General features: G+C 64.6%; 22 protein-coding genes, 2 tRNA genes and 1 riboswitch. Of the genes, 10 read left to right on the top strand and 14 right to left on the bottom strand.

Annotated elements, in window-relative coordinates; genetic code table 11:
- The first annotated feature begins 37 nt into the window (after positions 1 to 37).
- The 6 genes from F462_RS02190 to F462_RS02165 all read left to right on the top strand — a co-directional run bounded on the left by F462_RS02190 (position 38) and on the right by F462_RS02165 (position 8,910).
- A complete protein-coding gene (locus F462_RS02190; RefSeq protein ID WP_038051267.1) occupies positions 38 to 1,036 on the top strand; it encodes a MerR family transcriptional regulator in 999 nt (332 codons plus the stop codon).
- 27 nt (positions 1,037 to 1,063) lie between these two features.
- Positions 1,064 to 2,626 carry a cryptochrome/photolyase family protein gene (locus F462_RS02185; RefSeq protein ID WP_208854118.1) on the top strand — a complete coding sequence of 521 codons (1,563 nt, stop codon included), beginning with the start codon at positions 1,064 to 1,066 and terminating at the stop codon, positions 2,624 to 2,626.
- Positions 2,626 to 4,032 carry a cryptochrome/photolyase family protein gene (locus F462_RS02180; RefSeq protein WP_018875040.1) on the top strand — a complete coding sequence of 469 codons (1,407 nt, stop codon included), beginning with the start codon at positions 2,626 to 2,628 and terminating at the stop codon, positions 4,030 to 4,032. The genes F462_RS02185 and F462_RS02180 overlap by 1 nt, the downstream gene beginning before the upstream one ends.
- A 17-nt stretch (positions 4,033 to 4,049) precedes the next feature.
- Positions 4,050 to 4,313 (top strand): hypothetical protein, encoded by a 264-nt coding sequence (locus tag F462_RS02175; protein ID WP_026181413.1) that lies wholly within the window; start codon positions 4,050 to 4,052, stop codon positions 4,311 to 4,313.
- Between the two features lie 155 nt (positions 4,314 to 4,468).
- Positions 4,469 to 4,960: a DsrE family protein gene (locus F462_RS02170; RefSeq protein ID WP_018875039.1), complete on the top strand. Its 492-nt coding sequence runs from the start codon at positions 4,469 to 4,471 to the stop codon at positions 4,958 to 4,960.
- 131 nt (positions 4,961 to 5,091) lie between these two features.
- Positions 5,092 to 8,910 (top strand): AAA family ATPase, encoded by a 3,819-nt coding sequence (locus tag F462_RS02165; protein ID WP_038051265.1) that lies wholly within the window; start codon positions 5,092 to 5,094, stop codon positions 8,908 to 8,910.
- Positions 8,911 to 8,995: 85 nt separating this feature from the next.
- Here the strand turns inward: F462_RS02165 and F462_RS02160 are convergent.
- The 4 genes from F462_RS02160 to gltX all read right to left on the bottom strand — a co-directional run bounded on the left by F462_RS02160 (position 8,996) and on the right by gltX (position 10,865).
- Positions 8,996 to 9,071, bottom strand: a tRNA-Glu gene (locus F462_RS02160).
- An 18-nt stretch (positions 9,072 to 9,089) separates the two neighbouring features.
- The gene (locus F462_RS13585; RefSeq protein ID WP_018139993.1) at positions 9,090 to 9,314 is read right to left on the bottom strand and encodes a hypothetical protein; all 225 of its coding nucleotides are present in this window, start codon (positions 9,312 to 9,314) and stop codon (positions 9,090 to 9,092) included.
- A gap of 26 nt (positions 9,315 to 9,340) precedes the next feature.
- Positions 9,341 to 9,416, bottom strand: a tRNA-Ala gene (locus tag F462_RS02150).
- Between the two features lie 42 nt (positions 9,417 to 9,458).
- On the bottom strand, positions 9,459 to 10,865 hold the full coding sequence (gene gltX, locus F462_RS02145) for a glutamate--tRNA ligase (protein ID WP_038051263.1): 1,407 nt from the start codon (positions 10,863 to 10,865) through the stop codon (positions 9,459 to 9,461).
- A gap of 147 nt (positions 10,866 to 11,012) precedes the next feature.
- Between gltX and F462_RS02140 the strand changes: the two genes are divergently transcribed.
- A complete protein-coding gene (locus F462_RS02140; protein WP_038051261.1) occupies positions 11,013 to 11,462 on the top strand; it encodes a DUF4399 domain-containing protein in 450 nt (149 codons plus the stop codon).
- 70 nt (positions 11,463 to 11,532) lie between these two features.
- Here F462_RS02140 and F462_RS02135 read toward each other — a convergent pair whose 3' ends face one another.
- The 7 genes from F462_RS02135 to F462_RS02105 all read right to left on the bottom strand — a co-directional run bounded on the left by F462_RS02135 (position 11,533) and on the right by F462_RS02105 (position 20,303).
- Positions 11,533 to 12,537: a cytochrome-c peroxidase gene (locus F462_RS02135; RefSeq protein ID WP_038051259.1), complete on the bottom strand. Its 1,005-nt coding sequence runs from the start codon at positions 12,535 to 12,537 to the stop codon at positions 11,533 to 11,535.
- A gap of 161 nt (positions 12,538 to 12,698) precedes the next feature.
- Entirely contained in the window at positions 12,699 to 13,307 is a 609-nt protein-coding gene (gene cobO / locus F462_RS02130) for a cob(I)yrinic acid a,c-diamide adenosyltransferase (protein WP_018875034.1), read from the bottom strand.
- Between the two features lie 66 nt (positions 13,308 to 13,373).
- Positions 13,374 to 14,225, bottom strand: coding sequence for an ABC transporter substrate-binding protein (locus tag F462_RS02125; protein ID WP_038051257.1), 852 nt, complete (start codon positions 14,223 to 14,225; stop codon positions 13,374 to 13,376).
- The gene (locus F462_RS02120; RefSeq protein WP_018875032.1) at positions 14,192 to 14,752 is read right to left on the bottom strand and encodes a cob(I)yrinic acid a,c-diamide adenosyltransferase; all 561 of its coding nucleotides are present in this window, start codon (positions 14,750 to 14,752) and stop codon (positions 14,192 to 14,194) included. Before F462_RS02120 ends, F462_RS02125 begins: the two co-directional genes overlap by 34 nt.
- 6 nt (positions 14,753 to 14,758) lie before the next feature.
- The gene (locus tag F462_RS02115) at positions 14,759 to 16,609 is read right to left on the bottom strand and encodes a TonB-dependent receptor domain-containing protein (protein WP_038051255.1); all 1,851 of its coding nucleotides are present in this window, start codon (positions 16,607 to 16,609) and stop codon (positions 14,759 to 14,761) included.
- Positions 16,610 to 16,748: 139 nt separating this feature from the next.
- Positions 16,749 to 16,989: riboswitch (cobalamin riboswitch) on the bottom strand.
- A gap of 60 nt (positions 16,990 to 17,049) precedes the next feature.
- Entirely contained in the window at positions 17,050 to 18,954 is a 1,905-nt protein-coding gene (locus F462_RS02110) for a hypothetical protein (protein ID WP_018875030.1), read from the bottom strand.
- 110 nt (positions 18,955 to 19,064) lie between these two features.
- Positions 19,065 to 20,303, bottom strand: a complete 1,239-nt coding sequence (locus F462_RS02105; protein ID WP_026280170.1) for an SAM-dependent methyltransferase — start codon at positions 20,301 to 20,303, stop codon at positions 19,065 to 19,067.
- 262 nt (positions 20,304 to 20,565) lie between these two features.
- On the opposite strand from F462_RS02105, the gene fnr reads away from it, so the two are divergent.
- From fnr to F462_RS02090, 3 genes are all read left to right on the top strand, one after another.
- The gene (fnr, locus tag F462_RS02100; protein WP_026181420.1) at positions 20,566 to 21,297 is read left to right on the top strand and encodes a fumarate/nitrate reduction transcriptional regulator Fnr; all 732 of its coding nucleotides are present in this window, start codon (positions 20,566 to 20,568) and stop codon (positions 21,295 to 21,297) included.
- Complete coding sequence (locus F462_RS02095) at positions 21,290 to 21,796, top strand: DUF2390 domain-containing protein (RefSeq protein ID WP_018875027.1); 507 nt, start codon at positions 21,290 to 21,292, stop codon at positions 21,794 to 21,796. The genes fnr and F462_RS02095 overlap by 8 nt, the downstream gene beginning before the upstream one ends.
- A gap of 371 nt (positions 21,797 to 22,167) precedes the next feature.
- Entirely contained in the window at positions 22,168 to 22,737 is a 570-nt protein-coding gene (locus F462_RS02090; protein ID WP_038051253.1) for a DUF2058 domain-containing protein, read from the top strand.
- Positions 22,738 to 22,785: 48 nt separating this feature from the next.
- Here the strand turns inward: F462_RS02090 and F462_RS02085 are convergent, their stop codons facing one another.
- The 3 genes from F462_RS02085 to dcd form a co-directional block, all read right to left on the bottom strand.
- The gene (locus tag F462_RS02085) at positions 22,786 to 23,007 is read right to left on the bottom strand and encodes a hypothetical protein (RefSeq protein WP_018875026.1); all 222 of its coding nucleotides are present in this window, start codon (positions 23,005 to 23,007) and stop codon (positions 22,786 to 22,788) included.
- Positions 23,008 to 23,090: 83 nt separating this feature from the next.
- Positions 23,091 to 23,996 carry a carbamate kinase gene (locus F462_RS02080; protein ID WP_018875025.1) on the bottom strand — a complete coding sequence of 302 codons (906 nt, stop codon included), beginning with the start codon at positions 23,994 to 23,996 and terminating at the stop codon, positions 23,091 to 23,093.
- A 28-nt stretch (positions 23,997 to 24,024) separates the two neighbouring features.
- Complete coding sequence (gene dcd, locus F462_RS02075) at positions 24,025 to 24,591, bottom strand: dCTP deaminase (protein WP_018140014.1); 567 nt, start codon at positions 24,589 to 24,591, stop codon at positions 24,025 to 24,027.
- Between the last annotated feature and the right edge of the window lie 11 nt (positions 24,592 to 24,602).

The raw sequence follows: 24,602 nt of genomic DNA, 5'->3' as shown, positions 1-24,602 counted from the left end.
GCGAAACGGAGCACGGCCTTGTACATCTGCTGTATAGATGTCGTACAATTACTTCATGGCGAGCGCAACGCACATCGGACTCCAAGATCAGGAAGGGCTTTACCCGATCCGGCATGTCTGTTCGGAGACGGGTATCAATGACGTCACCCTGCGCGCCTGGGAACGCCGTTACGGGCTGATTCGCCCGATGCGGACGCCCAAGGGGCACCGGCTATACAGTACCGGGGACATCGCCCGCATCAAACGCATCATGGAGCTACTGGAAGAAGGCATTCCGGTGTCCCAGGTGCACCGCGTGCTCACCGACGAGCCGAAAGCGGCGGATCCCGCATCCACTCGCCAGGAGCCATCTCCGGCCGCTCAGCCAGACCGCCGCGAGAGCCCAGGTCCCGGGATCGCACCCCACACCATGGACCCGATCGCGGAAACGCTCTATGAGTCGGTGACCCGTCTCGATATCGGCGACCTGGACCGCACCTATTCACGCCTGGTCATGCGCCACGGCTGGAACGGGGTACACGAGAGCGCCTTCCTCGAAATCTACCGGCGGCTGCGCGAGGAGTCGCGGCATAACGCCGAGGGCGAGGCCCGCCTGGCCGTCTTCGCTGCCTGGGCCACGGCGGCCTTCTCCGACCAACTGCGGGCCGCGCTCCGCGCCTGCGAGGGGCCATCCTGCCCCTGTCTGGTATTGGGTGGCGGACACCAACAGGTCGGCGGGATGCTCCTGCAGCTGGCCTGCGCACGACAGGATCTCCAGACCCTGCCCCTGTTCGATGTCACCAGCCCTGCCGGACTCGAAACCCTGATCCAGCGCCTGAATGCACCGGCGTTCATCATCCACGCCTCATCGCAGCTGATGCGCAGCCCGGAACTGCCGCGCGTGGAGGCAATCCTCCAGCAACCGGGGCCGACCTGCTACCTCGCCGGCTCCGCCGCGCTGGAACTGTCGCAACTGGAGCATGCCCGGGAGGTTGAAGTCCTGCCCGGACCGCCACTTGAAGCCGCTGCCCGGCTTGCCCGGCAGCTCAACGCTTAGCCCACTGCCGTTCGGACCACCGGCCCAGTGCCTCCTCCTCCCAAGGGCATCCGCCGCCTGCTGGTCATCCTTGGCGATCAGCTCGACCCGAACCAACCCAGCCTCCAGGAACTGCACCCTGACCACGACGCCCTGTGGATGGCTGAGGTGGTGGCGGAGTCCCGGCATGTGCCTTCGCACGCAGCACGCACCACCGCGTTCCTTTCGGCCATGCGCCATTTCGCCAGGGATCGTCACAATGCCGGCCTGAGCGTCCACTACCGTCGTCTCGGCGAACATTCGGAGGAAACTCTCGGCGCAGCCCTTAGAAAGAATCTCCTGCGGCTGCAGCCACAACAGGTACAAGTGCTACAGCCGGGTGAACACCGCATCCAGCGCGAGCTGGAACAGGCCTGCAACGCCTGCTCCATCCCGCTCGAGATCCTCGACGACCCGCACTTCCTGGTCACCCTCGAGACCTTCACCACCTGGGCCCGGGGGCGCAAGCAACTGCGCATGGAGTACTTCTACCGCGAACAGCGCGCACGCCTCGGCATCTTGATGAACGATGGCGAACCCACCGGCGGACAGTGGAACTTCGATGCCGACAATCGAGGCCATTTCGGCCGTGACGGACCCGGCCTGCTGCCTGCACCCCTGGGATTTTCGCCGGACGCCCTGACCCAGGAGTGCCTGCGGGACGTCGCCCAGCATCTGCCCGAGCTTCCAGGGGGGACCGACCACTTCGACTGTCCCGTCACCACCGAACACGCCCAACAGGTCCTGGACGACTTCATCACGCACCGCCTGCCCCACTTCGGCACCTACCAGGACGCGATGTGGACCGATCACCCATGGCTCTATCACGCCCGCCTCTCGGCGGCGCTGAACCTGCACCTGATCCATCCGCGCACCGTGATCGACGCGGCCGAACAGGCCTGGCGCAATGGACACGCGCCTCTGGCCGCTGTCGAGGGCTTCATCCGCCAGATCCTTGGCTGGCGGGAGTACGTGCGCGGGCTGTATTTTCACTTTGGCGAGGCCTGGCACGACTGGAATGCCCTGGAGGCCGACGAGCCGCTCCCCGCCTTTTACTGGGACGCCGACACGTCCATGCAGTGTCTGCATCAGGCCGTGGGCCAGACCCTGCAATACGGCTACGCCCATCACATCCAGCGGTTGATGGTCACCGGTCTGTTCGCACAGCTGCTGGGCGTGCGCCCCGAAGCGATCCACACGTGGTATCTAGGCATCTACGTGGACGCCGTCGAGTGGGTGGAACTCCCCAATGTGATCGGCATGTCCCAGTATGCCGATGGCGGCCGCATGGCCTCCAAGCCCTACGTGGCCACCGGCCGCTACATCCAGCGCATGAGCAACTACTGCCGGCACTGTCCCTTTGACCCGGCCGAGGCCCTGGGGGAAAGCGCCTGCCCCTTCACCACGCTGTACTGGGACTTCCTCGCCCGTCACCAGGACCGCTTTGCCCGCCACCCGCGCACCGCGTTGCAGTGGAAACACCTGGAGAAGATGGACCCCGACCGCCTGCGGGCCATCCGCAAACGGGCCGGCACGATCCGCGATACCCTGAGACGAGGAGACCGCATCTGATGGCCAAGAGCCCGCCCACCCTGGTCTGGCTGCGGCGCGACTTGCGCCTGGCCGACCAGCCCGCACTGCACGCCGCGCTGGCGAACGGCGGCCCGGTCATCCCGGTCTTCATCCACGCCCCGGACGAAGAGGCCCCCTGGCAACCCGGGGCCGCCTCCAACTGGTGGCTGCACCACAGCCTGGAGGCCCTGAACGCGGCGCTGACGCGACAGGGAAGCCGCCTGGTCCTGAGAAGCGGCCCCACCCTCGATACACTGCGCGCCCTGGTCAACGAGACCGGGGCTACGGCCGTCTACTGGAACCGCCTCTACGATCCCGCGCTGGTATTGCGCGACCAGGACATCAAAGCTGGCCTGCGCGCCGACGGGCTGGAGGTGCGAAGTTTCAACGGCCACTTGTTGATCGAACCCTGGGAGGTCGAGACCGGACAAGGTCGCCCGTACAAGGTCTTCTCGCCCTTCTGGAAGGCCTGCCGCCAACGCGGCATCGACCGCGATCCGTTGCCCGCACCCGAGACACTCCCGGCACCCCGGGCCTGGCCGGACTCGCTGTCCCTCGAACAACTCGAGCTGTTGCCCACAATCGACTGGGCCGCAGGGCTGCAGGCCACCTGGTCACCCGGCGAGGCCGGCGCCCACCAACGCCTGGAACAGTTTCTCCCCGAGGCCGCTCGCGACTACGCCGAGGGTCGCGAGCGGCCGGACCACGACGGCACCTCGCGCCTGTCACCGTATCTGCACTTCGGCGAGATCAGCCCGCGCCAAGTCCTGCGCGCCCTGCGCGAGGCCGGGCTGGACCCGGAGAGCGGCGGCCCCGAAGCCTTTGTACGCGAGCTCGGCTGGCGCGACTTCGCCCACCATGTGCTCTACCACTTCCCGCACACCCCGGAACAACCGCTGAACCCGCGCTTCGAGGCCTTTGCCTGGCGCGAGTCACAGCAGGATCTGGTCGCCTGGCAACAAGGCCGCACCGGTATCCCCCTGGTCGATGCCGCGATGGGCCAGCTGTGGGAAACCGGCTGGATGCACAATCGGCTGCGCATGGTTGTGGGGTCCTTTCTCACCAAGAACCTGCGCCTGCACTGGCATCTCGGCGCAAGTTGGTTCTGGGACACCCTGGTAGACGCCGATCTGGCCGCCAACACCCTGGGCTGGCAGTGGGCCGGTGGTTGTGGCGCAGACGCCGCACCCTACTTTCGGGTATTCAACCCCCAGCGCCAGGGCGAGCAATACGATCCCGAAGGTACCTTCGTACGCCGCTACCTGCCCGTGCTCAAGGACACCGAAACGCGGTATATTCACGCCCCGAGCGCCGGCGGCACCCGCGGCTATCCCGATGCCATCGTTGACCTGAAGGCCAGCCGCCTGGCCGCACTCCAGGCCTTCGAGGCCGTTAAGAACACATGATCCAACAGGGCCCAAGCATGAACTTTTCCGAACAGAACCTGCAGTACCCGAAGGGTGTGAGCTACAACTTCAGCCGCTACGACAGCACCTCGCCCGTGCGCCTGAACCACGAGGGCAAGCGCTATGTCGGCCAGTTGCTGAACAACCAAGCGCCCTACCGCATCCGTCTGACCGAAGAGATTGTCGGCCCGGGTTCCTCGCGCTACACCCCGATCCGCGAGATCCAGCTGCAAAGCCTCGAAGGGGTCGAATACCTGCACAAGGGCCACCACGGCCACTAACGGATCTGGGGCCAGCGCGGGCCCCGGCTCTCCGGTGCGGGTCCAATCGACCGGGTACGCAGGCGATTGGCATGGTACGGCAGCCGACCAAACGTGCAGTTTGGTCGATTCGCCCCTATTCTCGAGACATGACGTGCAAGTAAGGGACGAACACCATGAAAATGCTGCTGACTAGCCTCCTGGGCTTCAGCCTCTTGCTGCCGACGGCCGCCCTCGCCGACAAGCCTTCCGACGAGCGCGCAATTGCCGGCCTGGAAAACGGGCGCATCCTCTGGGACATCACCATCGGCGATCCCGAACGCCTGATTGCTCGCCTCAGTGTGATCGAGGAAACCTACGACGACATGGTCCGCCAAGGCCTGGAACCGGAAATGATGTTCGCGTTTCGGGGTGGTGCCGCGGGAATGATCGCTGCTTCCACCGATCACCTGGAGCTTGAGGACGTCTCTGCCGTACGCCACATCCATGAGCGACTGGAAGACCTGCTAGCGCGCGAAGGCGTGCACATGGAGGCCTGCAGCATCGCCACCCGGCGGTTCGATCTGACGCAGGATGATCTGCTGCCCGGCATCCAACTGGTCGGCAACACCTTCCTGTCCATCATGGGCTATGAGAGCCAGGGCTACGCCACCATCCGGATCGACTAACTGCTGTCCCCGAATCCCGCTACAATCGAATCGGGCTGCCCAGTAACACCGAATAACGCGGCAGGCGCCATCCAGTCGCCCGCTGCAGCCGGACGAAAGCGAAGCAACAGAAGGGAGGCCACTTGGCGCATATGGAAATCACGACCTTCGGCACGGTCGGCGTGCGTGTGGGAGAACGTGACATACCCGCTCTGTCCGGGACCAAGCTCGGCCTGCTCCTGACCTACGTCGCGGCCGAAAGCCGGCGGCGCATCCCGCGCGAGGAGATCGCGCGGCTGTTCTGGCCCGATCTGGACGCGGACAGCGCCCGGGTCAACCTGCGCCAGGGCCTGTTCCAGCTGCGTCGACAGCTGCCCAACAGCGATCCGCCTCTGCTCGACACGACCCCGCGCTATGTACGCTTCCAGCCCCAGACCGGATCACGCGTCGACTTTCTGACTCTGCAACGCGCACGCTCCGAGCGCCGCACCACGGAGGGCCGCGAGAGCAACGCCCCGCCCCCCGATCTCGCCATCGTCTCCGATTACCGCGGGCACTTCCTGGAAGGTCTGCGGCCCCTGCAGGATCTCCCCGAACTCTGGACCTGGGCGCAAAACCAACGCGAACAGCACTGGCAGAACCTGCTGGTCTTCATCACTCACAACCTCGCCGAGCTGGCCAAGCCCAACGAGGGCGAACCCCTGCTCGCCGAGCTCCATCGACTGCTGGCAATGGAGCCGCACGACGAGACTCTCCACCACCTGTTAATGAAGGCCCTGGCAGTCACTGGACATCCCAAGCGCGCCCTGGAGCATTACGCCCACCTGGAGGCCGAGTCCAGCAAGCCGCTCGGCGAACTCCTGAGCCGCACTCGCGAAGAGATCCTGGGCGCCGAGCGGGCCGAGAACTCCAGCCAGCACGCCTCCGCCGAAGACGCCGAGCCGCCTGTCCTGCGCCCCGAACGGCGCCGTGTCACCGTCGTCGCCTGCCACGTCCATCCGGACCCATCGGCCGACATCGAAGTCCAGCAACAACAGGTGAACCGCGCCCTGGAGCACATCGACTTCGTGCTCCTAAGCCATCACGGACACGTCGTACCCGCCCCCGGCCATGGCCTCCTGGCCTATTTCGGTTACCCCGCCGGGCGCGAGGAGGCCACAGTCGACGCGGTCCACGCCGCCTGGCAGGCCCTGGAGACCGCCCCCGGCGACAGCCAGCTGCGTCTCGCCGTCGATAGCAACCTGATCGTCACCGGTGCCGATCCCGACCTCCCCGACCCGACCGGCCAGCTCACCGCCCGGGTCCATGAGCTTGCCCAGCATGCGGACCCCGGCACCCTGCTTGTCAGCCATGACGCCCATGCTCGGATCTCCGGCTATTTCACGTTCCGGCCACTGGACGATGGCTCCGGCGCCTATCACGTCACCGGGGACCCGGGCCCGTTGGATCGAGTGGATGCCCAAAGCCAGCTCGACCAGACACCCCTGACCGGCCGTAATCCCGAACTGCAGGACCTGCGCAAACAATGGGACCACGTCCTGGAGAACGACGAGGTTCGGTACATTCTGATTCAGGGGGAAGCCGGGCTCGGCAAGAGCCGCCTCGCGCGCAGCCTCGACCTTCAGGTGCGGGCCCAGGCCCGCTCCCGCTACCTGCTGAAATGCCGCGAGGACCGCGCGCGCCAACTCCTCGCGCCAGTACGCCAGGCCTTTGCCGCATGGGTGGGTCGCGACCGCCTGCGAGAAGCCCGTCTGCGGCGCCTCGCCGGGGCGTTGCAACAAGCGGGAACGCCCGCCAAACTCGCCGATCAGCTCGGCCGCTGGCTCGCCCACCCCGATGCCGAAGGGCCCGAGAGCCTTCTACACGAGGGGCTGGATCGCGACCGCATCATCGACATCCTGGTGGAGCTGATCCACCGCCGGGGGGCGCACGGCCCCACGCTCTTGATCTGCGATGACCTGCACTGGATGGATTCGGGAACCTCGGAATTCCTGCGCCGCCTGTATCAGCGTTCCCGCCACCGCCCGATCATGGCGATCCTCACGGCCCGCATGAGCTTCCGGTCCTCCTGGCGCGATTTATCTCTCAAACACGTCCGCCTGCACGCCCTGGACCACGACGCGGCTCGCGCGCTCGTAGACCGCCTAGATGCCCACGGGCGCCTCCCCGGCACGTTACGCGAACAGCTGATTGAACGAGGCGAAGGGGTTCCCCTCTTTCTCGAAGAGCTGACTCGCTATGCGCTTGAGGGCGCGCGCAGCGGGCAGCTACCCGACACCCTGCCGCCGGGGCTGTCCAATCTGTTGGTCGCGCGTCTGGAGCAGCTGGGAAGCGCCCGCGAGATTGCCCATTTCGCGGCCGTCATCGGACGCGACTTCGACACCCGCATCCTGAGCCGACTGCGCGGGCAACCGGCAGACGCCATTCGCCGCCAGCTCACCCGCCTCACCGGCAAGGGATTCATCGAACCGGCCGGCATGGTGGATGGTGTGCGCTATCGCTTTCGGCACGCGCTGTTCCTGCAGGCCGCCTATGAATCCATGCTGGTCTCGGAGCGTACCCGCCTGCACGGGCAATTGGCCGACCTGATGCGCGAAGACTCCGAGAATGGCATGCAGTCAGCCGACTGGGGTCGCATCGCCAATCACCTGTTTCATGCCCATCGCTATCCTGAAGCCGTCGCGGCCTGGCTAGACGCGGGCGAAGACGCCTTCGCGCGCGGGATCCTCCCGGAGGCCTCGCACTACTTCGAGGACGCTCTCAACTGCCTGGATCGCCAGCAGGCCGAAGAAGGTGACCAAGGACCCGAGCACGAAAGCACGACCCTGCGCGCGCTGGGCGGCCTGGGCGCCTCCAATCTCGCCCTCTTGGGCTACGGATCGCGCACAGTCAACAACATCTTTGAACGCGCGATGCGTCTGACCGCGCCGGAGCAGGACCCGGTACAGTATTTCCGCGTCCTGTGGGGCCTATGGCACGGGGCGGGCTCCTGGCACGGTTTCGAAGAGGCCCATCGGCTCGCCAACGAGATGGAACGCCTCGCCGAGCGATCCGGCGACCGCCTGCTGCAAATCGCCGCGCACTACGTCCAGGGCAACACCCACTTCTGGACGGGTCGATTTGCCGAGGCGCTGGAGCACCAAACCCGGGCGGTCGAGCTCTACCAAGACGAAGACCATCCCGCTTTAGTCGCTCGTCACACCGAAAACCCAGCCATCAGCGCCCGTGGCTTCATGGCCTGGACCCTGCTCTACCTCGGCAATCACGCCCGCGCCTGGGCCGAGATGGATGCCGCCTGCGAGCAGGCCGACCAGCTCGGGCATCGCCCCACCGAGGCCTTCGTCCACAGTTTCCGTGCCGCGCTCGGCTTCTACGGCAACGATCCCGACTCGGCCCTTCCCGCGGCCCGCCGCGCGCTGGCCATCGCACGCGAATACGACTATCCGTTGTGGCGTGCGGCGGGCATTACCCTGGAAAGCTGGGCCCTGACGCGCCAGGGACAAGCGACCGCCCACGAGGTGATCGAGCAGCAAGTGGATGCCATGAGCCACATCATGGATGGCGTGAACACGATCTTTCAGTTGATCCTGCTGGACGCCCTGCAGGCCGCCGACGCGCCGGCCCAACGCCGCCTTGAGGTCGCCGACGAGGCCCTCGCAAGTTGCAGAACACGGGGTGACCTGGGCTTCGAAGCGGCCATTCGCCGGTTACGCGCCAACGCCCTGCTCAGTCTTGGTCAAGGCAAGGAAGCCGAAGGCTGGGAAGAACTCGAATGCGCTCGCCGTACCGCGCATGAGCAGGGCAACCCCAACATTGAACGCCTGGCGCTTCTGGACTATGCCCGCCTCGCGGAAAAAGAAGAGGTCCAGACCTGGGCGGAACGCGAACTCCTGCGCATCAACCATTGCATCATTCCGCGACCACACCCTGACGAGGACGAGCCGCGCCAACGCGACCCCCGCCTCGCCTGACCGGAATAGCGGTGCTCGACTCAGCACCGGCTACGGCTACAAAAAGAAAAGGCCCGAACCTTTCGGCTCGGGCCTTTTCGGGATATGGCGTCCCCACGGGGATTCGAACCCCGGTCGCCGCCGTGAAAGGGCGGTGTCCTAGGCCTCTAGACGATGGGGACGTAGAGGCAACGTCTTCGTTACTCGGGTGGGCCCTTGGGCCGGTCTTCTTCGCTACCCGGTGCGCGATGCAGAAGCGTCGTCACCAGACCACTGAATACCAGCAAAAACCCGATCGGTACCAGCGCGATGAGAGGTTTGGACCAGGTCTGTTCCCCGGAAATCATCAACCCAAATCCGCCGATCAATCCGACTACTGCAATCACCAGCCCCACATAGAGGGATATAACGCCAAAACGGTGCATTGGTGAACTCGCAGTACGCCTAAATTTGGTGGAGCCAGGCGGGATCGAACCGCCGACCTCCTGCATGCCATGCAGGCGCTCTCCCAGCTGAGCTATGGCCCCGTGTCAGGCGAGCGCGTACTGTAGCCAGCACCCCCAAATGTGTCAACCCGCAGCGACCGAAATTTTCTTGAGCGCACGATCGATCCGGGCCAGTGCCCGCTCGCGCCCAATCAGCACCAGCGTATCGTCGATCGGCGGCGACACCGTACCCCCCGTCAGCGCTACACGCAGCGGCTGCGCGACCTTGCCAAGCTTGAGATCCAGGCGTTCACCGGTATGCACCACGACCTCGTGCAGGGGCTCTTTGTCCCACGCCCCCAGGGCACTGAAACCATCATGCAGCGTCTGCAGCACCGGTTCCGCCTCGGGCGTGAGCTGCTTGCGGGCGGCCTTCTCGTCGTAGTCCTCGAACTCGCGATAGAAGTACACGCTATTCTCGGCCATCTCGCGCAAAGTCCGTGCGCGTTCGCACTGGGCGATCACCACGTCGCGCATCGCTGGGCCATTGGACGGGTCAATCCCCAACTGTCCCAGGTGCCAGCCAAATTCCAGGGCCACGTGGTCGGGATCCAGCGTCTTGATGTAGTGCTGGTTCAACCACAGCAGTTTGTCCGGGTTGATCGCAGAGGCGGACTGGTTCACGTCCTCGATATCGAAAAGGCGCACCAATTCGTCCAGTGAAAAGATCTCCTGGTCGCCATGGGCCCACCCAAGACGCACCAGGTAGTTCAGAAGGGCCTCCGGAAGATAGCCCTCGTCGCGGTACTGCATCACCGATACCGCGCCATGACGCTTGGACAGCTTGGCCCCGTCCGGGCCCATGATCATCGGCAGATGGCCGTAGCGCGGCGGCTCAACACCCAGCGCCTTAAGGATGTTGATCTGTCGCGGGGTATTGTTCAGGTGATCGTCGCCCCGGATTACATGGGTGATCTCCATATCCATGTCGTCGACCACCACCGTCAGGTTATACGTCGGCGAGCCATCGGAACGGGCAATAATCAGGTCATCGAGTTCACTATTCTGGAAGGCGACCTTTCCCCGCACCATGTCGTCGACAATGGTCACGCCCTCGTCCGGGGTGCGGAAGCGGATCACCGGCTCCACACCTTCGCGCGGCTCGGTGCGCGAACGACAGCGGCCGTCATAGCGCGGCTTCTCCTTGCGCGCCTTTTGCTCCTCGCGCATCGCATCCAGCTCTTCCTTCGAACAGTAGCAGCGGTAGGCGTGGCCCGAGGCCATCAGCTGGTCGATGATCTCCTTGTACCGATCAAAGCGCTCGGTCTGATAGAACGGCCCGTGATCGTAGGTCAGCCCCAGCCAGTTCATCCCCTCCAGGATCGCATTCACGGACTCGGCCGTACTGCGCTCCAGATCGGTGTCCTCGATGCGCAACACGAACTCGCCGCCGTGATGACGGGCATACAGCCAGGAGAACAGCGCGGTACGCGCACCACCGATATGCAAATAGCCGGTGGGACTGGGGGCAAAACGGGTACGAAAGCTCATGCGAAAGACACTCGATTACGGTGGCAGGTGAGGCGCATAGCCTAGCAGAACGCGGGTCTACGATGCCCCGGCAAATCCGGACCACACACCTATACTCAAGGAAGGCGATGACCCCGTGGCTTGCGCAAGACGCGCAAAGAAGATGTTATGCAGGACTTCCGCTTCTCTCTTCTCGCCACCGCTGTACTGATCGCCGCAGGGTTCGTGCTGGGCAGTGGCGCGTTGTCCGCCAGCGACCGTGTCGCGGCACCCGAGGACGCCAAGGTCTACTTCATCGCCCCGCAGGATGGATACACCCTGGAGGGCCCGGTCCGCGTCAAGATGGGCCTGCGCGGCATGGGTGTCGCCCCGGCCGGCGTGGAGATGGACAATACCGGTCACCACCACCTCCTGGTGAACAAGCCCCTGGACGAGGTCGATCTGGATGCCTCGCTGCCCTTCTCCGATCACAAGCGCCACTTCGGCGGCGGTCAGACCGAAGGCGAACTGGAACTCGAACCCGGCGAATACACGCTGCAACTGCTGTTCATGGACTACCGGCACATCAGCTTCGACCCGCCCGTCGTTTCCGAGAGGATCACGATCACGGTCGAATAGAAAGACCCCACGAAAAAGCCCCCTCCGCAGACGGAGGGGGCTTGGTTTCCTCGACTCCGGATGCGGCTGCTTACGGCAGGGCCGGGATGTCGAACTGCGGCATCTCACCCGTCAGGGCGTGCATGAAGGCTTCGATATCCGCAACCTCATCATCCGTGAAGTCCTGCCCCAGCATTTCCTCGCCCATGATGCGGATCGCTTCTTCCAGCGTCGCGGTTTCCCCGTTGTTCATGTAGGGGTAGGTCAGCGCCACGTTGCGCAGAGTCGGCGTCTTGAACGCGAAGCGATCGCTCTCCTCGCCGGTGACCAGGTAGCGGCCCTCGTCCTCGGAACCCGGCACCTGGATACGATGGAAATTGCTGTCGGTCAGCGCCGGGCCCGCGTGACAGGCGACACAACCATTGTCGGCAAACAACTTCATCCCTCGCATCTGCTGCTCGGTCATCGCGCCCTCGTCTCCGACCAGCCAGCGATCCAGCGGCGAGTTCGGGGTGTTCAGCGTGCGCTGGAAGGTCGCCAGGGCCTTGGCCACGTGGTCGGTATTGATCACGTTGTCGCCGTCATAGTCGGGATAGGCGGCCTCGAACTTCTCCTGGTACTCGTTGAACTCCTCCAAGCGCGCGATCGCCTCCTCCAGCGGCATCGCCATCTCGATCGCGTCCTGGATCGGGCCCAGCGCCTGGCCTTCCAGATCGTCCTCGCGGCCATCCCAGAACTGCGCGGTGAAGAAGCCGGAGTTCAGCACAGTCGGGGTGTTGCGCTCGCCGACCTGGCCGTCATGCCCCACCGCGCGCGGAATACGATCCGCCCAGCCCAGCGCCGGGTTATGGCAGGTCGCGCAGGAGATCACGCCGGAGCTGGAAATGCGCGGCTCGAAGAACAGCATCTTGCCCAGCTCGATCTTCTCCTTGGTCATCGAGTTGTCCGCCGGGATCGGCGGCAGCGCCGGCAGCGGCTCGAACACGTCGCGATACTGCGAGTAGTCGGTATCCGCCACGGCGGGCGCGGCCACGCCCAGCGCCAGGGCGGTGCAGGCCGAAAAGATGGCGCTGCGAAGATAAGAACGTCGGATCATGGCGGGTCTCCCTGAGATTGGATCGGTGTCGGCGAAGACCGATATAGACTCGGTCCAAATCACCTGAATCCCACCCTACAGACGCGGGAACCGGGTCGCGATGAAAACCTGCATGATCGTTGATCTGGATCAACCGGCCCCTTGTGCAGAGGCCAGGGCAATCAGAGTTCGATGCCCTTCTGCGCCTTGATGCCGGCCTGGAAGGCATGCTTGACCGCATCGATCTCGCTGACCGTGTCGGCCGCCTCGATCAGGGCCTTTGGCGCGGCGCGGCCAGTGGTGATCACGTGCTGCATCTCCGGCCGTGCGGCGATGTCTCGGAGCACCTCGTCGCGATCGAGGTAGCCGTACTTGAGCGCGATGTGCAGTTCGTCCAGCAGCACCATGTCGAACGCCGGGTCCGTGAGCATGTCGCGGGCATGGGCCCAGGCCTCGCGCGCAGCTGCAGTGTCCTGGTCGCGATCCTGGGTCTCCCAGGTGTAGCCCTCGCCCATCACGTGGTACTGCACGCGGTCCTGCGCGCGGAAAAACGCCTCCTCGCCGGTGGCGAACTGGCCCTTAATGAACTGCACGATCCCCACCTGCATGCCGTGACCCAGGGCGCGGGCCACCATGCCGAATCCGGAAGAGCTCTTGCCCTTGCCGTTGCCGGTCAGGATCAGGAACACACCCTTCTCGTCCTGGGCTTCCGCGATCTTGCGGTCCACGATCTCCTTCTTGCGCGCCATCCGCTGGGCGTGGCGTTCTGCACGCGCGGCTTCGTCGTCCATGGTGAACTCCTGTTACCGATCGGTTTGTGTACGGTTGTTGTGCCTGGGGAACGGGCCCGCCTGAGGTTATGGCCCGACGGACCAGCGATCCTGCTCCTTTGTCAGTCGCTCCAGCCCATGCACGATCACCGGGGCCGGATGCTGAAACGGCTCCGTGGGCAATGACACCACCCGGAATGGCCGCTCGGCGGTAATGGCCCTGCATTCCTCTGCGGCATCGGCATTGAAGGCGAAGACCACCTGCGCCCGGCTGTGATTGATCAGATCCGCAAGGTCGTCGCGCTGGTCGCTGAACTCGAGGTGGGTCACGCCCGACTGGTCGGCCACCACATCGAATCCCGCCGCGACGAACGCGTCGAACAGCCAGGTCCCAGGGCCATAGGTGTAGCCCTGCCCACTGCACGAGGATAGCAACAGCACCCGCTCGCCGGAGGCCGGGACGGCTTCCGCGGCCGCTCGCCACTTCTGGTCGAAGCGCTCGGCACGCGCCGGCCCGTCCTCGCGCCCGACCGCTCGGCTTACGCGCTCCACATTCCGGACCACAGCGTCCATCCCGCCGAAACCACCGAGCACCAGGGCACGGGTATCCTCCGGCAGGACCGCTTCCCACTCCTTCTGGTCCATCCACTCGGATGTGATCGCCAGTTCCGGCGCGAGGGCTGCAATCGCCTCGGCATCCGGGTCATAGACGCCACCCGTATCCGGATGGGCGGGATCATAGCTGCTGGACCCGACAATGCATCCGTCCAGGCCCAGGTAGTCCAGCGTGTGGGTGACAAAGGGTGACTGGCTGACAATCGTCGGGCAGTCGGAGTCCCCGGGGCCGGACAGCACCGTCCCCGGGAACACGACCAGACCGAACAGCAGCGCAAATGCCCGCGCGGTCACGTACTCCCCCGGCGATTCGCCGGCTGCCACAGGACTTCCGCACCATTCTCGTGGCGCGCCAGCACTCGGCAGAGCACGAACAACAAATCCGAGAGGCGATTGATGTAGGCGAGTGAACTCGGCCGCAGCGCCTCGTGGTGATTCACCGCCACCAGCCGGCGTTCCGCGCGCCGGCAGACCGTGCGCGCGATATGGCAGTCGGCCGTCGCCGGGCCACCGCCCGGGAGGATGAACTCCTTGAGCGGCGGCAGATCGGCGTTGAAGCTTTCCAGCTCCACGTCCAGGCGCTCCACCGAGGCCTCCGGCAGGGCCTGATGCCCCGGCACCGCCAGCTCCGCCCCGAGGTCGAACAGCTCGTGCTGCACCATGGCCAGTACGCGGCGAATTGCTTCCGGCAGGTCGTGGACCAGGACCCGGCCCACGACACTGTTCAGCTCGTCCACGTCGCCAAACGCCTCGACGCGGTGGCTGTCCTTGTCCACCCGCGAGCCGTCGCCAAGACCGGTACGGCCTTCGTCACCCGTGCGGGTCGCAATCTTCGACAGTCGATTACCCATGATCCATTACCTCTGCTGATAGCGAAGCTTCACGAATACCGTGCGCCCCGGCTGGTCATAGTCGATGCCCATGAAGTTGCGGCCCAGGGAGTAGTCCCGATCAAAGGCATTTCGTACCGTACCCTGAAGTGTCCATTCCGAAGTCAGGGCATAGCTGGCCCGCAGGTCCACGGTCGCGAAGCCGGACAGGCGCACGTCATTTTGCGCATCGTCATAGCTGCGGGCCTGGGCCGCCACGCCGGCACCCAGCGTGAGATCACCCATCCGCCGGTCCAGATCCACCCGTCCCGACACCGGCGATCGGCGGGGCAACTCGTTACCAGTCGAACGGTCCTCCGCGTCCAGCAGTGTCAGCGCCCCTCTCAGGCTCCACACGCCATCTTCGTAACCGGTCTCCAACTCCAGACCCTGCGCCCGGGCGCGACTGAAATTTTCCGGACGCAGCCCGCTGCCCGTGTCGGTGTTCACGATCAGGTCGGTGAAGCGAGTTTGAAATAGCGCAGCGTCCCAGTAATAGGTGGAGCGCTGGTAACGCGCACCCAGCTCGAAGGTCTCCGACTCCTCGGGCTGCAGATCGGGATTCGCGAACCCGGGATAATAGAGATTGTTGAAACTCGGGGCATTGAAGGCCGTCCCGTACGAGGCCCGCAGCCGCAGGTCATCGGTGATGTCCCGCCCCCAGGCGACCTGCCCGGTGGTCTTGCTGCCGAACTGTTCGTTGTCGTCGTAGCGCAGGCTGCCTTCCAGGTCGTGCTGCCCCACACGCGTCTGCAGTACCGAATAGACGCCCGTGTTGGTGCGGCTGGAAACGTCAAGCGAATCGAATCCCAGCACTTCGTCCTGACCGTCGACGCGCTCCTTCTGCCAGTCCAAACCGGTAATCAGCAGGGTGTCGCGCCCCAACGCGATGTCGTTGCGCCAGTCCACAAGGTCCCGGCGGGTGTCAAAGGTCGATCGATACTGTCCGAACTCGTAGCCGTCGTTATCGTCGCGGCTCTGGCTGAGACTGAGTTCGGTATCCCAGATATCCGTTACCGGGAATCGGATCCCGCCACGAATGGCGGCCTGCACGTAGTCGGTATATTCATCCTCGGCCCCACCGTCGAATTCGGTACGGCCCTCGGAATACAGCAGGCTCCCGAACAGCTCGGCGCCACCGCCGAGCCGATGCGTGACGCGGGAGGAGAGTGAGGTGTTCTCGTACCCGTCCCGATCGTCGTCCCCATACCCAGGCAGGACATCCACCCCGTCCGTCTCGAAATGGCTGACCGAGACACTGTAAGTGGTGTCTTCCGTACCACCGGCCACACCAACCCCAATCTCGCGCGTCCCGTAGCTGCCACCTCCAACGAATGCGTTGACGCGCGGCGGGCCTTTGCGACCCTCGCGGGTCATCACCTGGACGACCCCTCCTATCGCATCAGAACCATAAATGCTGGTACGAGGACCGCGAACGACCTCAATGCGTTCGATCTCCTCGGGGGGCAGGAACTGCCAGCTCGGCGCGCCAGCCGTCGCCGAAGCCGTTCGTACCCCGTTGATCAGCAAAAGGCTGTGGTCGGAATTGGCACCCCGGATTGAGACCCGACTGGTCTTCCCGAAGGGCCCGTTATCGGACACGTAAAGGCCCGCGCGGCCGCGCAGGAGGTCCGTAAACTGCTGCGGCTGTGTGCGCTCGATCTCCTCGCGGTCGATGACGGTGACCGAGGAGAGAGACTCGTCCACGGTCTGCGCGAAGCGCGCGGCCGTGACCTGAACCACATCGAGGGTGTGTGCTTCGGAATCGGTGTCCGGCGTCTCGGCCAGAACCGGGGTGGTGGCCAGCAGGATGGCCGCGGAAAGTGCTGTGCGTTTCATGTCGTCCGTGTCTCCCGGCGAGCCGCCCGCACGCCGTTGATTCGTCGGGATCGCGGGACACGGGAATACGAGACACGAGGGGGACGACACCGAGAGCAAGGCCACCGGGATCATTATCCGCCTCGCATGCCCTCCGCATGCCGCGCGATCATTCCCTGGCCGGTCTCCGGGCTGACGAGCGTTCCGGTGCGGCGCCTTCCCGAGCACAGGGCTCAGTGGCATTTGCCGCGACCATCAGAGGCCCAGAGGCCTCTCGCTCGATCACCGTTGCGGGGGCAGCGTCGGATTCACCCCTCACCTGCGACGAGGCGGGTTCACCGAACTTCCCGTTTAACCCGCCGAGCCAACGTCGGTCGGGCACCAAGGAACGCCGCGAAGACTACACACTTGGGTGCAAAATTACCAGTTACTGAAATGCCAGGCCGTCCTCGATATCGCAATCAACGCCGCCGACGTTCCTCGGCGTTGAGATAGCGGGCACCCCGCTTGACCAGTCGGCCCCAGTCCTTGTCCTGCAACATGGCGTCGAACTCCGGGGAACGCTCGGCTCGCAACGCAATCGGTTGTGACGTCGACTCGTCGTCCGAGTGCGTGGCCAGCATATCCATACGTTCACGGTTCGCCCCATAGCGGGATACCAGGAAGTCGCGCATGGAATCGCTCAGTGGCAGGTGATAGATGCGAGTCAGCCGCATAGCCAGCCATTCGGCCATACGGCCCAGATCCTGGCGTACCTTCCGGACCATGGCAGACCCCAGACCGGCCTTCGCGTCGGCGCTCATCCCGACATAAAGCCCCCCGAGGTAAGCGGCAGGATTGGCGTAGATGGCGCGCTGGATGCTGGGATTGGTCAGGTCGACCAGCGGCTCAAGGATCAGCGCCAGCTGGATGCCGAGACGCTTGGCAGTTTCCGCGTCCAGCACAGACCCGCCCAGGTAAAAAAGCTCCCCCTGACGCTCGATCTTCAGTTCGCTGAGATAGTTGCAAAAGGCATTCGCCAGCTTGAGCTTCTGGTCATCGCTTAATTCGATCAGCTCTTCGCTGACCCGAATACCGCGCACGCTGCGCTTGAACCAACCCTTCGCGCCCTTCTTCTCGACCTGTGCGCGCCGCAGAGCCTCCCAGCGCCCCACTGCATTCGTATAACGGCTTTGAGCCTGCATCAGCTGGTCACGCGCCTCGCGCAGATCCTCCACCCGCCGCAGGGCAAGACCCAGCAACTGACCCTCGGGCGAATGTTCCTCTGGTTCGAGGTCCTCAAGCCGCTGCAGCGCTTCGAGCACCTGCCGCCCCAGACTCACCACCGGCTCTCGCAAGGCTTGAGGTTCCAGGCCGGATGCCTCGCTCTGTGCCAGCAGCATGCCCAGGGAACGAAGGCGGCTAACGACTCCCGCCTGTGCCACCCGAAAGCGGTTGCCCTGCGATTCCAGGCGATCCAGCGCCGCGCCCAGCTGCCAGCCCCCGGACCACTCGAAACTCAGGCGTTTGATCTGGCGGCCGTTGACCAGCTCGAAGGCAAGCACGAAGATCGCCTGCACGTCCTCCAGGGTGCAACGCACGAGGTCGTCCGAATCCGCCGCCGAAAACAGCCGATCGAGGAATTGATCGACTCGACGCACCCCGTCTTCCTGGGTCGGTGCCAAGCCACGCAGGCGGGCACGCAGCAGCTCGGCCACCTCGGGTGCCTCGTGATGCAGCTTCTCCAGGGCCGCGAGCCGGGAATCCTCGGTGGCATCCACAAGATCGCCTACCCGTGAGCGCAGGCCCAGGCGGCGATAGATCTCGATCTGCTCCGCGGCGGCCGCCAGACTGGCGTCGCCGGTCATCTCGCGCACCGCGACCGCGACCGCTTCCGGCGAGATGTCCACCTCGTGCAGCAGGACCTCGGCCGACTTGCGCCGGCGCATGTCCGGGGCCAGCTCGCTCATCGCCAGATCGCGGGTCACAAACAGTAGGTCCGGCAAGAGATCGATGGTGTTGCGCAGCTGGTCGCGCGACTGTTCCTGGCGTTTGCCACGGGTGGCATCCGCCACAAAACGCGCGACTAGGCCGATCACCCCGAACAACAGGGTATAAACAGCGAAGAAAATGAAGTTCTGCGCGGGTGCGGCGTGTCCGAAGCCGAGGAAGTACCCCCCCTGCATCGCCAGGAAGGTGACCGGGCCTGCAGCCCACAGCAGCTGGAGGAAATTCAGCGACCAAGGCACTCGCCGGGCACTGGCCGCCACTTCGGTGATTCGGCTGCGGCCGGCCGCCTCGATCAGGACGTGCTCCTGCGAAGGTCCGGTCGCCTCCGGGGCGGATTGGGCTTGCGTATCCCTGCGTTTGCGAATCCGACCGAACACCCGCCCCTGCTCCAGAACGTGTCACCGTACCCGGCATGGGCACCTACGTGCCCCTAGTGTAGGGAAAGCTGGCGCCGTTCGCCCGGAATTGGGGCCAATGCCCGCTACGATCAGGCGGCGTCACTACGCCCGGTCTGAGCATCACCGGGCGGGGTCGAAGTCACCGGTTCGGGGTCGTCGCGGTAGAGGTAATCCCGGGTCAATGGAACGGCGTCCTGCTGCTTGGCCATCTGTAGATGAAAGACGACCTGGCCCCACCAGCGGAAGGTACCCTCACAGCTCGCCAGGTAAAACTCCCACATGCGGCAGAAGCGCTCGTCGAAACGCCCCACCGCCTCGGAGCGGGCCTTCTGGAAGCGCCGATACCATTCGCCCAGGGTCTCGGCGTAGTGCAGGCGCCAGTATTCGATATCCGTGGTGTATAGCGGTGTGGGTTCCAACGCGGCCATCACCTCGGACAGGGCCGGCGTATATCCACCAGGGAAGATGTACTTGCTCAGCCAGGGATTGGACGTAGCCGGCGGCTCCTGGCGCCCGATCGTGTGCAGTACCGCAATGCCTTCGGGCTTCAGCAAGTCGTGCACGCGCTGGAAGAACGTCCCGTAGTTGGGTGTCCCCACGTGTTCGAACATACCAACACTCACAATGCGATCGTACTGGTCATCGTGTTCGCGGTAGTCCTGATAGAGGAAGCGCACTCGATCCTCCAGCCCGCGCCGCTTGGCCTCCTCGCGGGCAACGCGCAGCTGCTCTTTCGATAGCGTCACGCCATCCACCTGGACATCGGCGTGCTCCGCCAGATGAAAAGCCAGAGCACCCCAGCCACAGCCAATATCCAGCACGCGCATGCCCGGCTCCAACATGAGCTTCCTGCGCAGCATGGCGGACTTGGCCTGCTGGGCCTCCTCCAGGGTCATATCGGGCCGTTCGAAATAGGCACAGCTGTAGAACATGCCCTCGTCCAGAAACTGGCGATAAAGCCATTCATCGACGTCATAATGATGGGCGATGTTCTGGTAGCAGCGCGCCACCTTGTTGCCTTGCTCAATCAAGGCCCGCAGCATCCGCACCGCGGGATTGACGCGTTGCCTGAACATGGGCGCGAAATTGCGCATAGTGGCGTCCAGGAAGACCTGTAGACCCTCCGGCCCCGGAGACCACAAACCATTCATGTAGGTCTCACCAAGCTGGAAGCCGGGGTCGCGTGCAATCTTGCGCAGGGCAACGGCATCGTGCAGCACCATCGAAACCTCGGGGGCCCCGCTACCGAACCGCTGCTCGCGACCGTCCGGGTACCGCAGCACGAAGGTGCCATAGCGAATGTACTGTTCCAGCAACCTCTCGATCATCTCCACCCCTGTCCTTGTTCAGCTGGCTGCGACACCCTCCTGATCGTGCGCTGCTCGTTGGATCATCTGGATCATCTCTGTTTGGACTCAGTCTAAGTATAGGATCGCTGGGATGTCCATGCCCGCCTTCCAAGGCGCCGAGGAGCCGACCTGCCCCAAGAATACTCACACTCTCAACAGGGACAGTAGCGCATTTCAGGCCCGGATGGCACGCCTCGAAAATCGCTTCCCCAAACGCCGGGAAAACGGCTACCCTGAAGGTATGACGCTTCGACCCACGCACGCCTGCCAGCACTGCACCCTGCGCCAACTGTGCCTCCCCATGGGCCTGCCGCAGGAAGAACTCTGGCAGCTCGACGAGATCGTCCAGCAACGCCGCCCCATCGCCAAGGGTTCCGCGCTATTCAGTATGGGCGCGAAGTTCGACACCCTGTTCGCAGTTCGCACCGGCGCCCTGAAGACCGTACTGATCGCCAACGACGGGACGGAACAGATCACCGGCTTTGCCCTGGCGGGCGATCTCCTGGGGCTGGACGCGATTCATTCCGGCAAGCACCCGGTCAGCGCACTAGCCCTGGAATCCACCAGCGTGTGCGCCGTTCCGTATACCCATGTAGACGATCTTGCCGGGCGCCTGCCGACCTTTCGCCAACACATGATGGGCGTGATGAGTCAGGAACTGTCGCAGGACGAAAGCCTGCATGCCCTGCTCGGCCAGCGCAGCGCCGAGCAGCGCCTGGCCACCTTCCTGATCACCCTCTCCGAGCGGCATCGCGCCAGGGGCTTGGCGCCGGACCACTTCTATCTGCCAATGTCCCGGGCGGACATCGCCAATCACCTGGGGCTGACCCAGGAGACGATCAGCCGCCTGTTCACCCAGTTACGCAACCAGGGTGTGATCAACCTGCATACCCGCGATCTCCAGATCCTGGAACCCGACACTCTGCGCAACACCGCCGGCGTCACCCTCACCTCCGCCGCGAGCAGTGCCTGACACGGACTCGCCGGCAGGCGACTTCGCCCGCTTCTGGCAGTACGCCAACCGCGTCTGGAACCATCCGGCCGCCCGCGACCGGCTGCTGCACTGGCAGGACACGTTCGGGGTCGACGTGATGCTGCTCCTCTACGCGCTCTGGTTTCCGGCCCTCCTTGCACCCGGCCACTGGCATCAGCTCCAGGCCGAAGCCCGCACTTGGCAGGACTCGCGAACCCAACGCATTCGGGCCCTGCGCCGCCGCCTGCGAACACCGGAACGCACTTCCCTTTATCGCGCAGTGCTCGATCTCGAGCTGCGCTGCGAACACCTGGAAGGCCAGCTGCTCCACGCCCGCGCCCGGCGGATCCCGCATATCACGGCATTCCCTATCGACCACCGGGAACGCCTGGACCGGCTGTTTCCCGAGGTCCCCAAGGACGAACGTAAGGCCCTGCTGGGGACGCTGCAGGCCGCGGCGAATAACTTCGGGCCCGGCACCACGGATCGCACCCCTTAGGGAAACACTGATTAATGTACGCGCTCGCGTAGGTACCCCAGGTTTTCCTAGACAAGGCGCGTCGCGTAGTGGGTAGTGGTTCTACCCGTAAGCGGCGCAACGCAGGATCGGGGAACCTGGGGTACCAACCCCGCAAGCCATTGAAAGCAGAGGCTCGGCCGCCCGTTGTTGTCGAAAACGGGCATGCGCACAGCGTTGCGGCTCCTTTGTGCAGAATGACTGCACGGCAGTCACCGCGCCTTGTTCGCACGCAAAAGCGACTCGAGCGCGAGCGTGTACATTAGTCAGTGTTTCCTTAGGAAACACTGACTGCACGAAGGGCCGCATTCCAGCTATGCTCCCCGGCACATTGACCGAATACGGCAGGATTCATGTCCGACGATCTGCGCAGCCAGCTCCTGAAGACGGGGCTGGTGGACGAAAAACAGGTTCGCAAGGCCAAGACGCAAAAGCACAAGGCCCAGAAGGGGAACCAGAAGAAAAAGAAGGACCGTCAGGCACCGGAGCCCGGCGTGGCCGAGACGCGCAAGGCCGAGCAGGCCGAGCGTTCGCGGCAGAAGAATCGCGAGCAACAGGAACGCGCCGAGCGCCGGGCGCGTCATGCGCAGATCCGTGAACTGGTCAGCAAGCATCTGGCGCCCATCCCGACCGGCGATGCAGCCCTGGACTATCACTTTCAGCAGGCTGGGCAGATCCGCCACATCCCCGTGACGGCCGACTTGCAAACACGCCTGATCGACGGCCGCGCCGCGATCGCAGGACTCGAGATCCGCCCGGAGAAGGGATTCCGCGTGATTCCGCGTGATATTGCCGATCGGATCCGCGAACGCGACCCGGAGTGGCCTCTGGTGATCCCGGCAGAGGGCGACACGGGTGGCTCGGAACCGGACCCGGATGATCCGTACAAGGACTACGTCGTCCCCGACGACCTCATGTGGTGAACGCCCAAGGGGAGTGCCCACTCCCCATGCAACTCTCTGAGAAGCCGTTTAGTCCGTCGTGCGCTTCACATCCGCGTTGGGCATGCCACTTTGCTGCGGACGCCGGGCCTCGTCGTTGGACATGTCCTGCGGCGTAAAACCGCCCTCGCCCAGGTTCTGCGCCGGACCGGCTTCGGATTGCTCCGGTTCGCCGCTACCACAGCCGAGGACCAGAAGCCCGATGGCGGTTAACCCGATCACCAGGGGTGCGGCTCGCTGAATCTCTCGCATCACTCTCACTCGTTTCGCTTCCGGTGGGACAAGCCTGCAACCTCAACGCCCCGCGCGCAAGAACCGCTCCAGCCGGCACGGCTTCAGTGGGCGCCCACCGGCAAGATCCGGGTACCGGCCCGACCGGCCACAATCGCGGCAGCATCCTGCAGTGACCCAATGCCGGTGCGAATGCCAGCCTGCGCCGCGCGCCGAGCCGCCTCCATCTTGGGCCCCATGGAACCCGCCGAGTACTCACGTGGATCCACCGCCGTCACCAGCAAGGCCTTCAGCCGATACGCATCCAGCGTGCCCCAGTTCAGATAGACCCCATCGACATCGGTGAGCATTAAGAGCCAATCGGCCTCGAGATGCTCCGCCAGTCGCGCGGCCGTCAGGTCCTTGTCCACCACCGCCTCGATTCCGTAGAGGCGTCCGGCGCGATCGCGCGCGACGGGTACGCCACCGCCCCCGGCACAAATCGTGAGCGTCCCGGCTTCAACCAGGACACGAACCGCCTCCATCCCCAGCAGGCGTTGCGGCTCCGGCGCGGCCACGACACGCCGCCAACCTTTTCCATCGGGCGCGATGTCCCAGCCCCGCTCGTCCGCCAGCGCTCGCGCGCGGGATTCATCCCAGGTGGGACCAATAAACTTTTCCGGGTGATCAAAGGCGGAGTCGTTCGGGTCGACTTCGGTCTGGGTCAGCAGACTCGCGACCCGGTCGCTGCCCAGGGCGTTGTGCAGCTCCCGCGCCAGGATGTAGCCAATCATGCCGTGGCTCTCCGCCCCGACCACGTCCAGCGGCCAGGCAATGCGGTCGCACTCCGCCTGATTGGCCAGCAGCCCGACCTGGGGGCCATTGCCATGGGTCACCACGACCTCGTGCTCTTGCGCGAGGGCGGCAATGGATTCGGCGGCTATGCGGGCATTGCGCTGCTGCGCCTCGGCCGAGGGCGACTCGCCACGTTGTAGCAGGGCGTTGCCGCCCAGCGCGATCACAATGCGCATGGCGGGCCTCCGTACATTCGGAACGGGGTCAGGTACGCGGCAGCGTAACGCCGCGTTGGCCCTGATATTTTCCGCCACGATCCTTGTAGGAGGTCTCGCAGACCTCGTCGGACTGCAGGAACAGCATCTGCGCCACTCCCTCGTTGGCGTAGATCTTGGCGGGCAGCGGCGTGGTGTTCGAGAACTCCAGCGTCACGTGCCCCTCCCACTCGGGTTCGAGGGGAGTGACGTTCACGATGATGCCGCAGCGGGCATAGGTCGACTTACCCAGGCAAATGGTCAGTACGTCGCGCGGGATACGGAAGTACTCGACCGTGTGCGCCAGGGCAAAAGAGTTCGGCGGGATGATGCAGACATCCGACTGCACATCCACAAAACTGCCTTCGTCGAAGCCTTTCGGGTCGACAATGCTGGAATTGATGTTGGTGAAGATCTTGAAGTGGTCCGAGCAGCGCACGTCGTAGCCGTAGCTGGACGTGCCGTAGGAAACGATGCGCTGCTCGTCCCGATAGCGGATCTGACCGGGCTCGAAGGGCTCGATCATCCCCTCACGCTCGGCCATCTCCCGGATCCAGCGGTCCGACTTGATACTCATGGGCCTGTCCC

Origin of the sequence: Thioalkalivibrio sp. ALJ1 (assembly GCF_000745395.1) — a bacterium.
In the GTDB taxonomy this organism is placed as follows: Bacteria; Pseudomonadota; Gammaproteobacteria; order Ectothiorhodospirales; family Ectothiorhodospiraceae; genus Thioalkalivibrio.
Note: the sequence above shows the minus strand (reverse complement) of the source record. Positions and strands in the feature narration are given on the sequence as shown.

Bases quoted from the DNA above. Each gene is read 5' to 3' on its own strand.
- F462_RS02085 (WP_018875026.1), bottom strand. From the start codon at position 23,007: ATGCGAGAGATTCAGCGAGCCGCACCCCTGGTGATCGGGTTAACCGCC.
- F462_RS02080 (WP_018875025.1), bottom strand. From the start codon at position 23,996: ATGCGCATTGTGATCGCGCTGGGCGGCAACGCCCTGCTACAACGTGGC.
- F462_RS02090 (WP_038051253.1), top strand. From the start codon at position 22,168: ATGTCCGACGATCTGCGCAGCCAGCTCCTGAAGACGGGGCTGGTGGAC.
- F462_RS02175 (WP_026181413.1), top strand. From the start codon at position 4,050: ATGAACTTTTCCGAACAGAACCTGCAGTACCCGAAGGGTGTGAGCTAC.
- F462_RS02140 (WP_038051261.1), top strand. From the start codon at position 11,013: ATGCAGGACTTCCGCTTCTCTCTTCTCGCCACCGCTGTACTGATCGCC.
- cobO (WP_018875034.1), bottom strand. From the start codon at position 13,307: ATGGACGACGAAGCCGCGCGTGCAGAACGCCACGCCCAGCGGATGGCG.
- F462_RS02170 (WP_018875039.1), top strand. From the start codon at position 4,469: ATGAAAATGCTGCTGACTAGCCTCCTGGGCTTCAGCCTCTTGCTGCCG.
- gltX (WP_038051263.1), bottom strand. From the start codon at position 10,865: ATGAGCTTTCGTACCCGTTTTGCCCCCAGTCCCACCGGCTATTTGCAT.
- F462_RS13585 (WP_018139993.1), bottom strand. From the start codon at position 9,314: ATGCACCGTTTTGGCGTTATATCCCTCTATGTGGGGCTGGTGATTGCA.
- dcd (WP_018140014.1), bottom strand. From the start codon at position 24,591: ATGAGTATCAAGTCGGACCGCTGGATCCGGGAGATGGCCGAGCGTGAG.
- F462_RS02115 (WP_038051255.1), bottom strand. From the start codon at position 16,609: ATGAAACGCACAGCACTTTCCGCGGCCATCCTGCTGGCCACCACCCCG.
- F462_RS02180 (WP_018875040.1), top strand. From the start codon at position 2,626: ATGGCCAAGAGCCCGCCCACCCTGGTCTGGCTGCGGCGCGACTTGCGC.
- F462_RS02135 (WP_038051259.1), bottom strand. From the start codon at position 12,537: ATGATCCGACGTTCTTATCTTCGCAGCGCCATCTTTTCGGCCTGCACC.
- F462_RS02165 (WP_038051265.1), top strand. From the start codon at position 5,092: ATGGAAATCACGACCTTCGGCACGGTCGGCGTGCGTGTGGGAGAACGT.
- fnr (WP_026181420.1), top strand. From the start codon at position 20,566: ATGACGCTTCGACCCACGCACGCCTGCCAGCACTGCACCCTGCGCCAA.
- F462_RS02120 (WP_018875032.1), bottom strand. From the start codon at position 14,752: ATGGGTAATCGACTGTCGAAGATTGCGACCCGCACGGGTGACGAAGGC.
- F462_RS02105 (WP_026280170.1), bottom strand. From the start codon at position 20,303: ATGATCGAGAGGTTGCTGGAACAGTACATTCGCTATGGCACCTTCGTG.
- F462_RS02190 (WP_038051267.1), top strand. From the start codon at position 38: ATGTCGTACAATTACTTCATGGCGAGCGCAACGCACATCGGACTCCAA.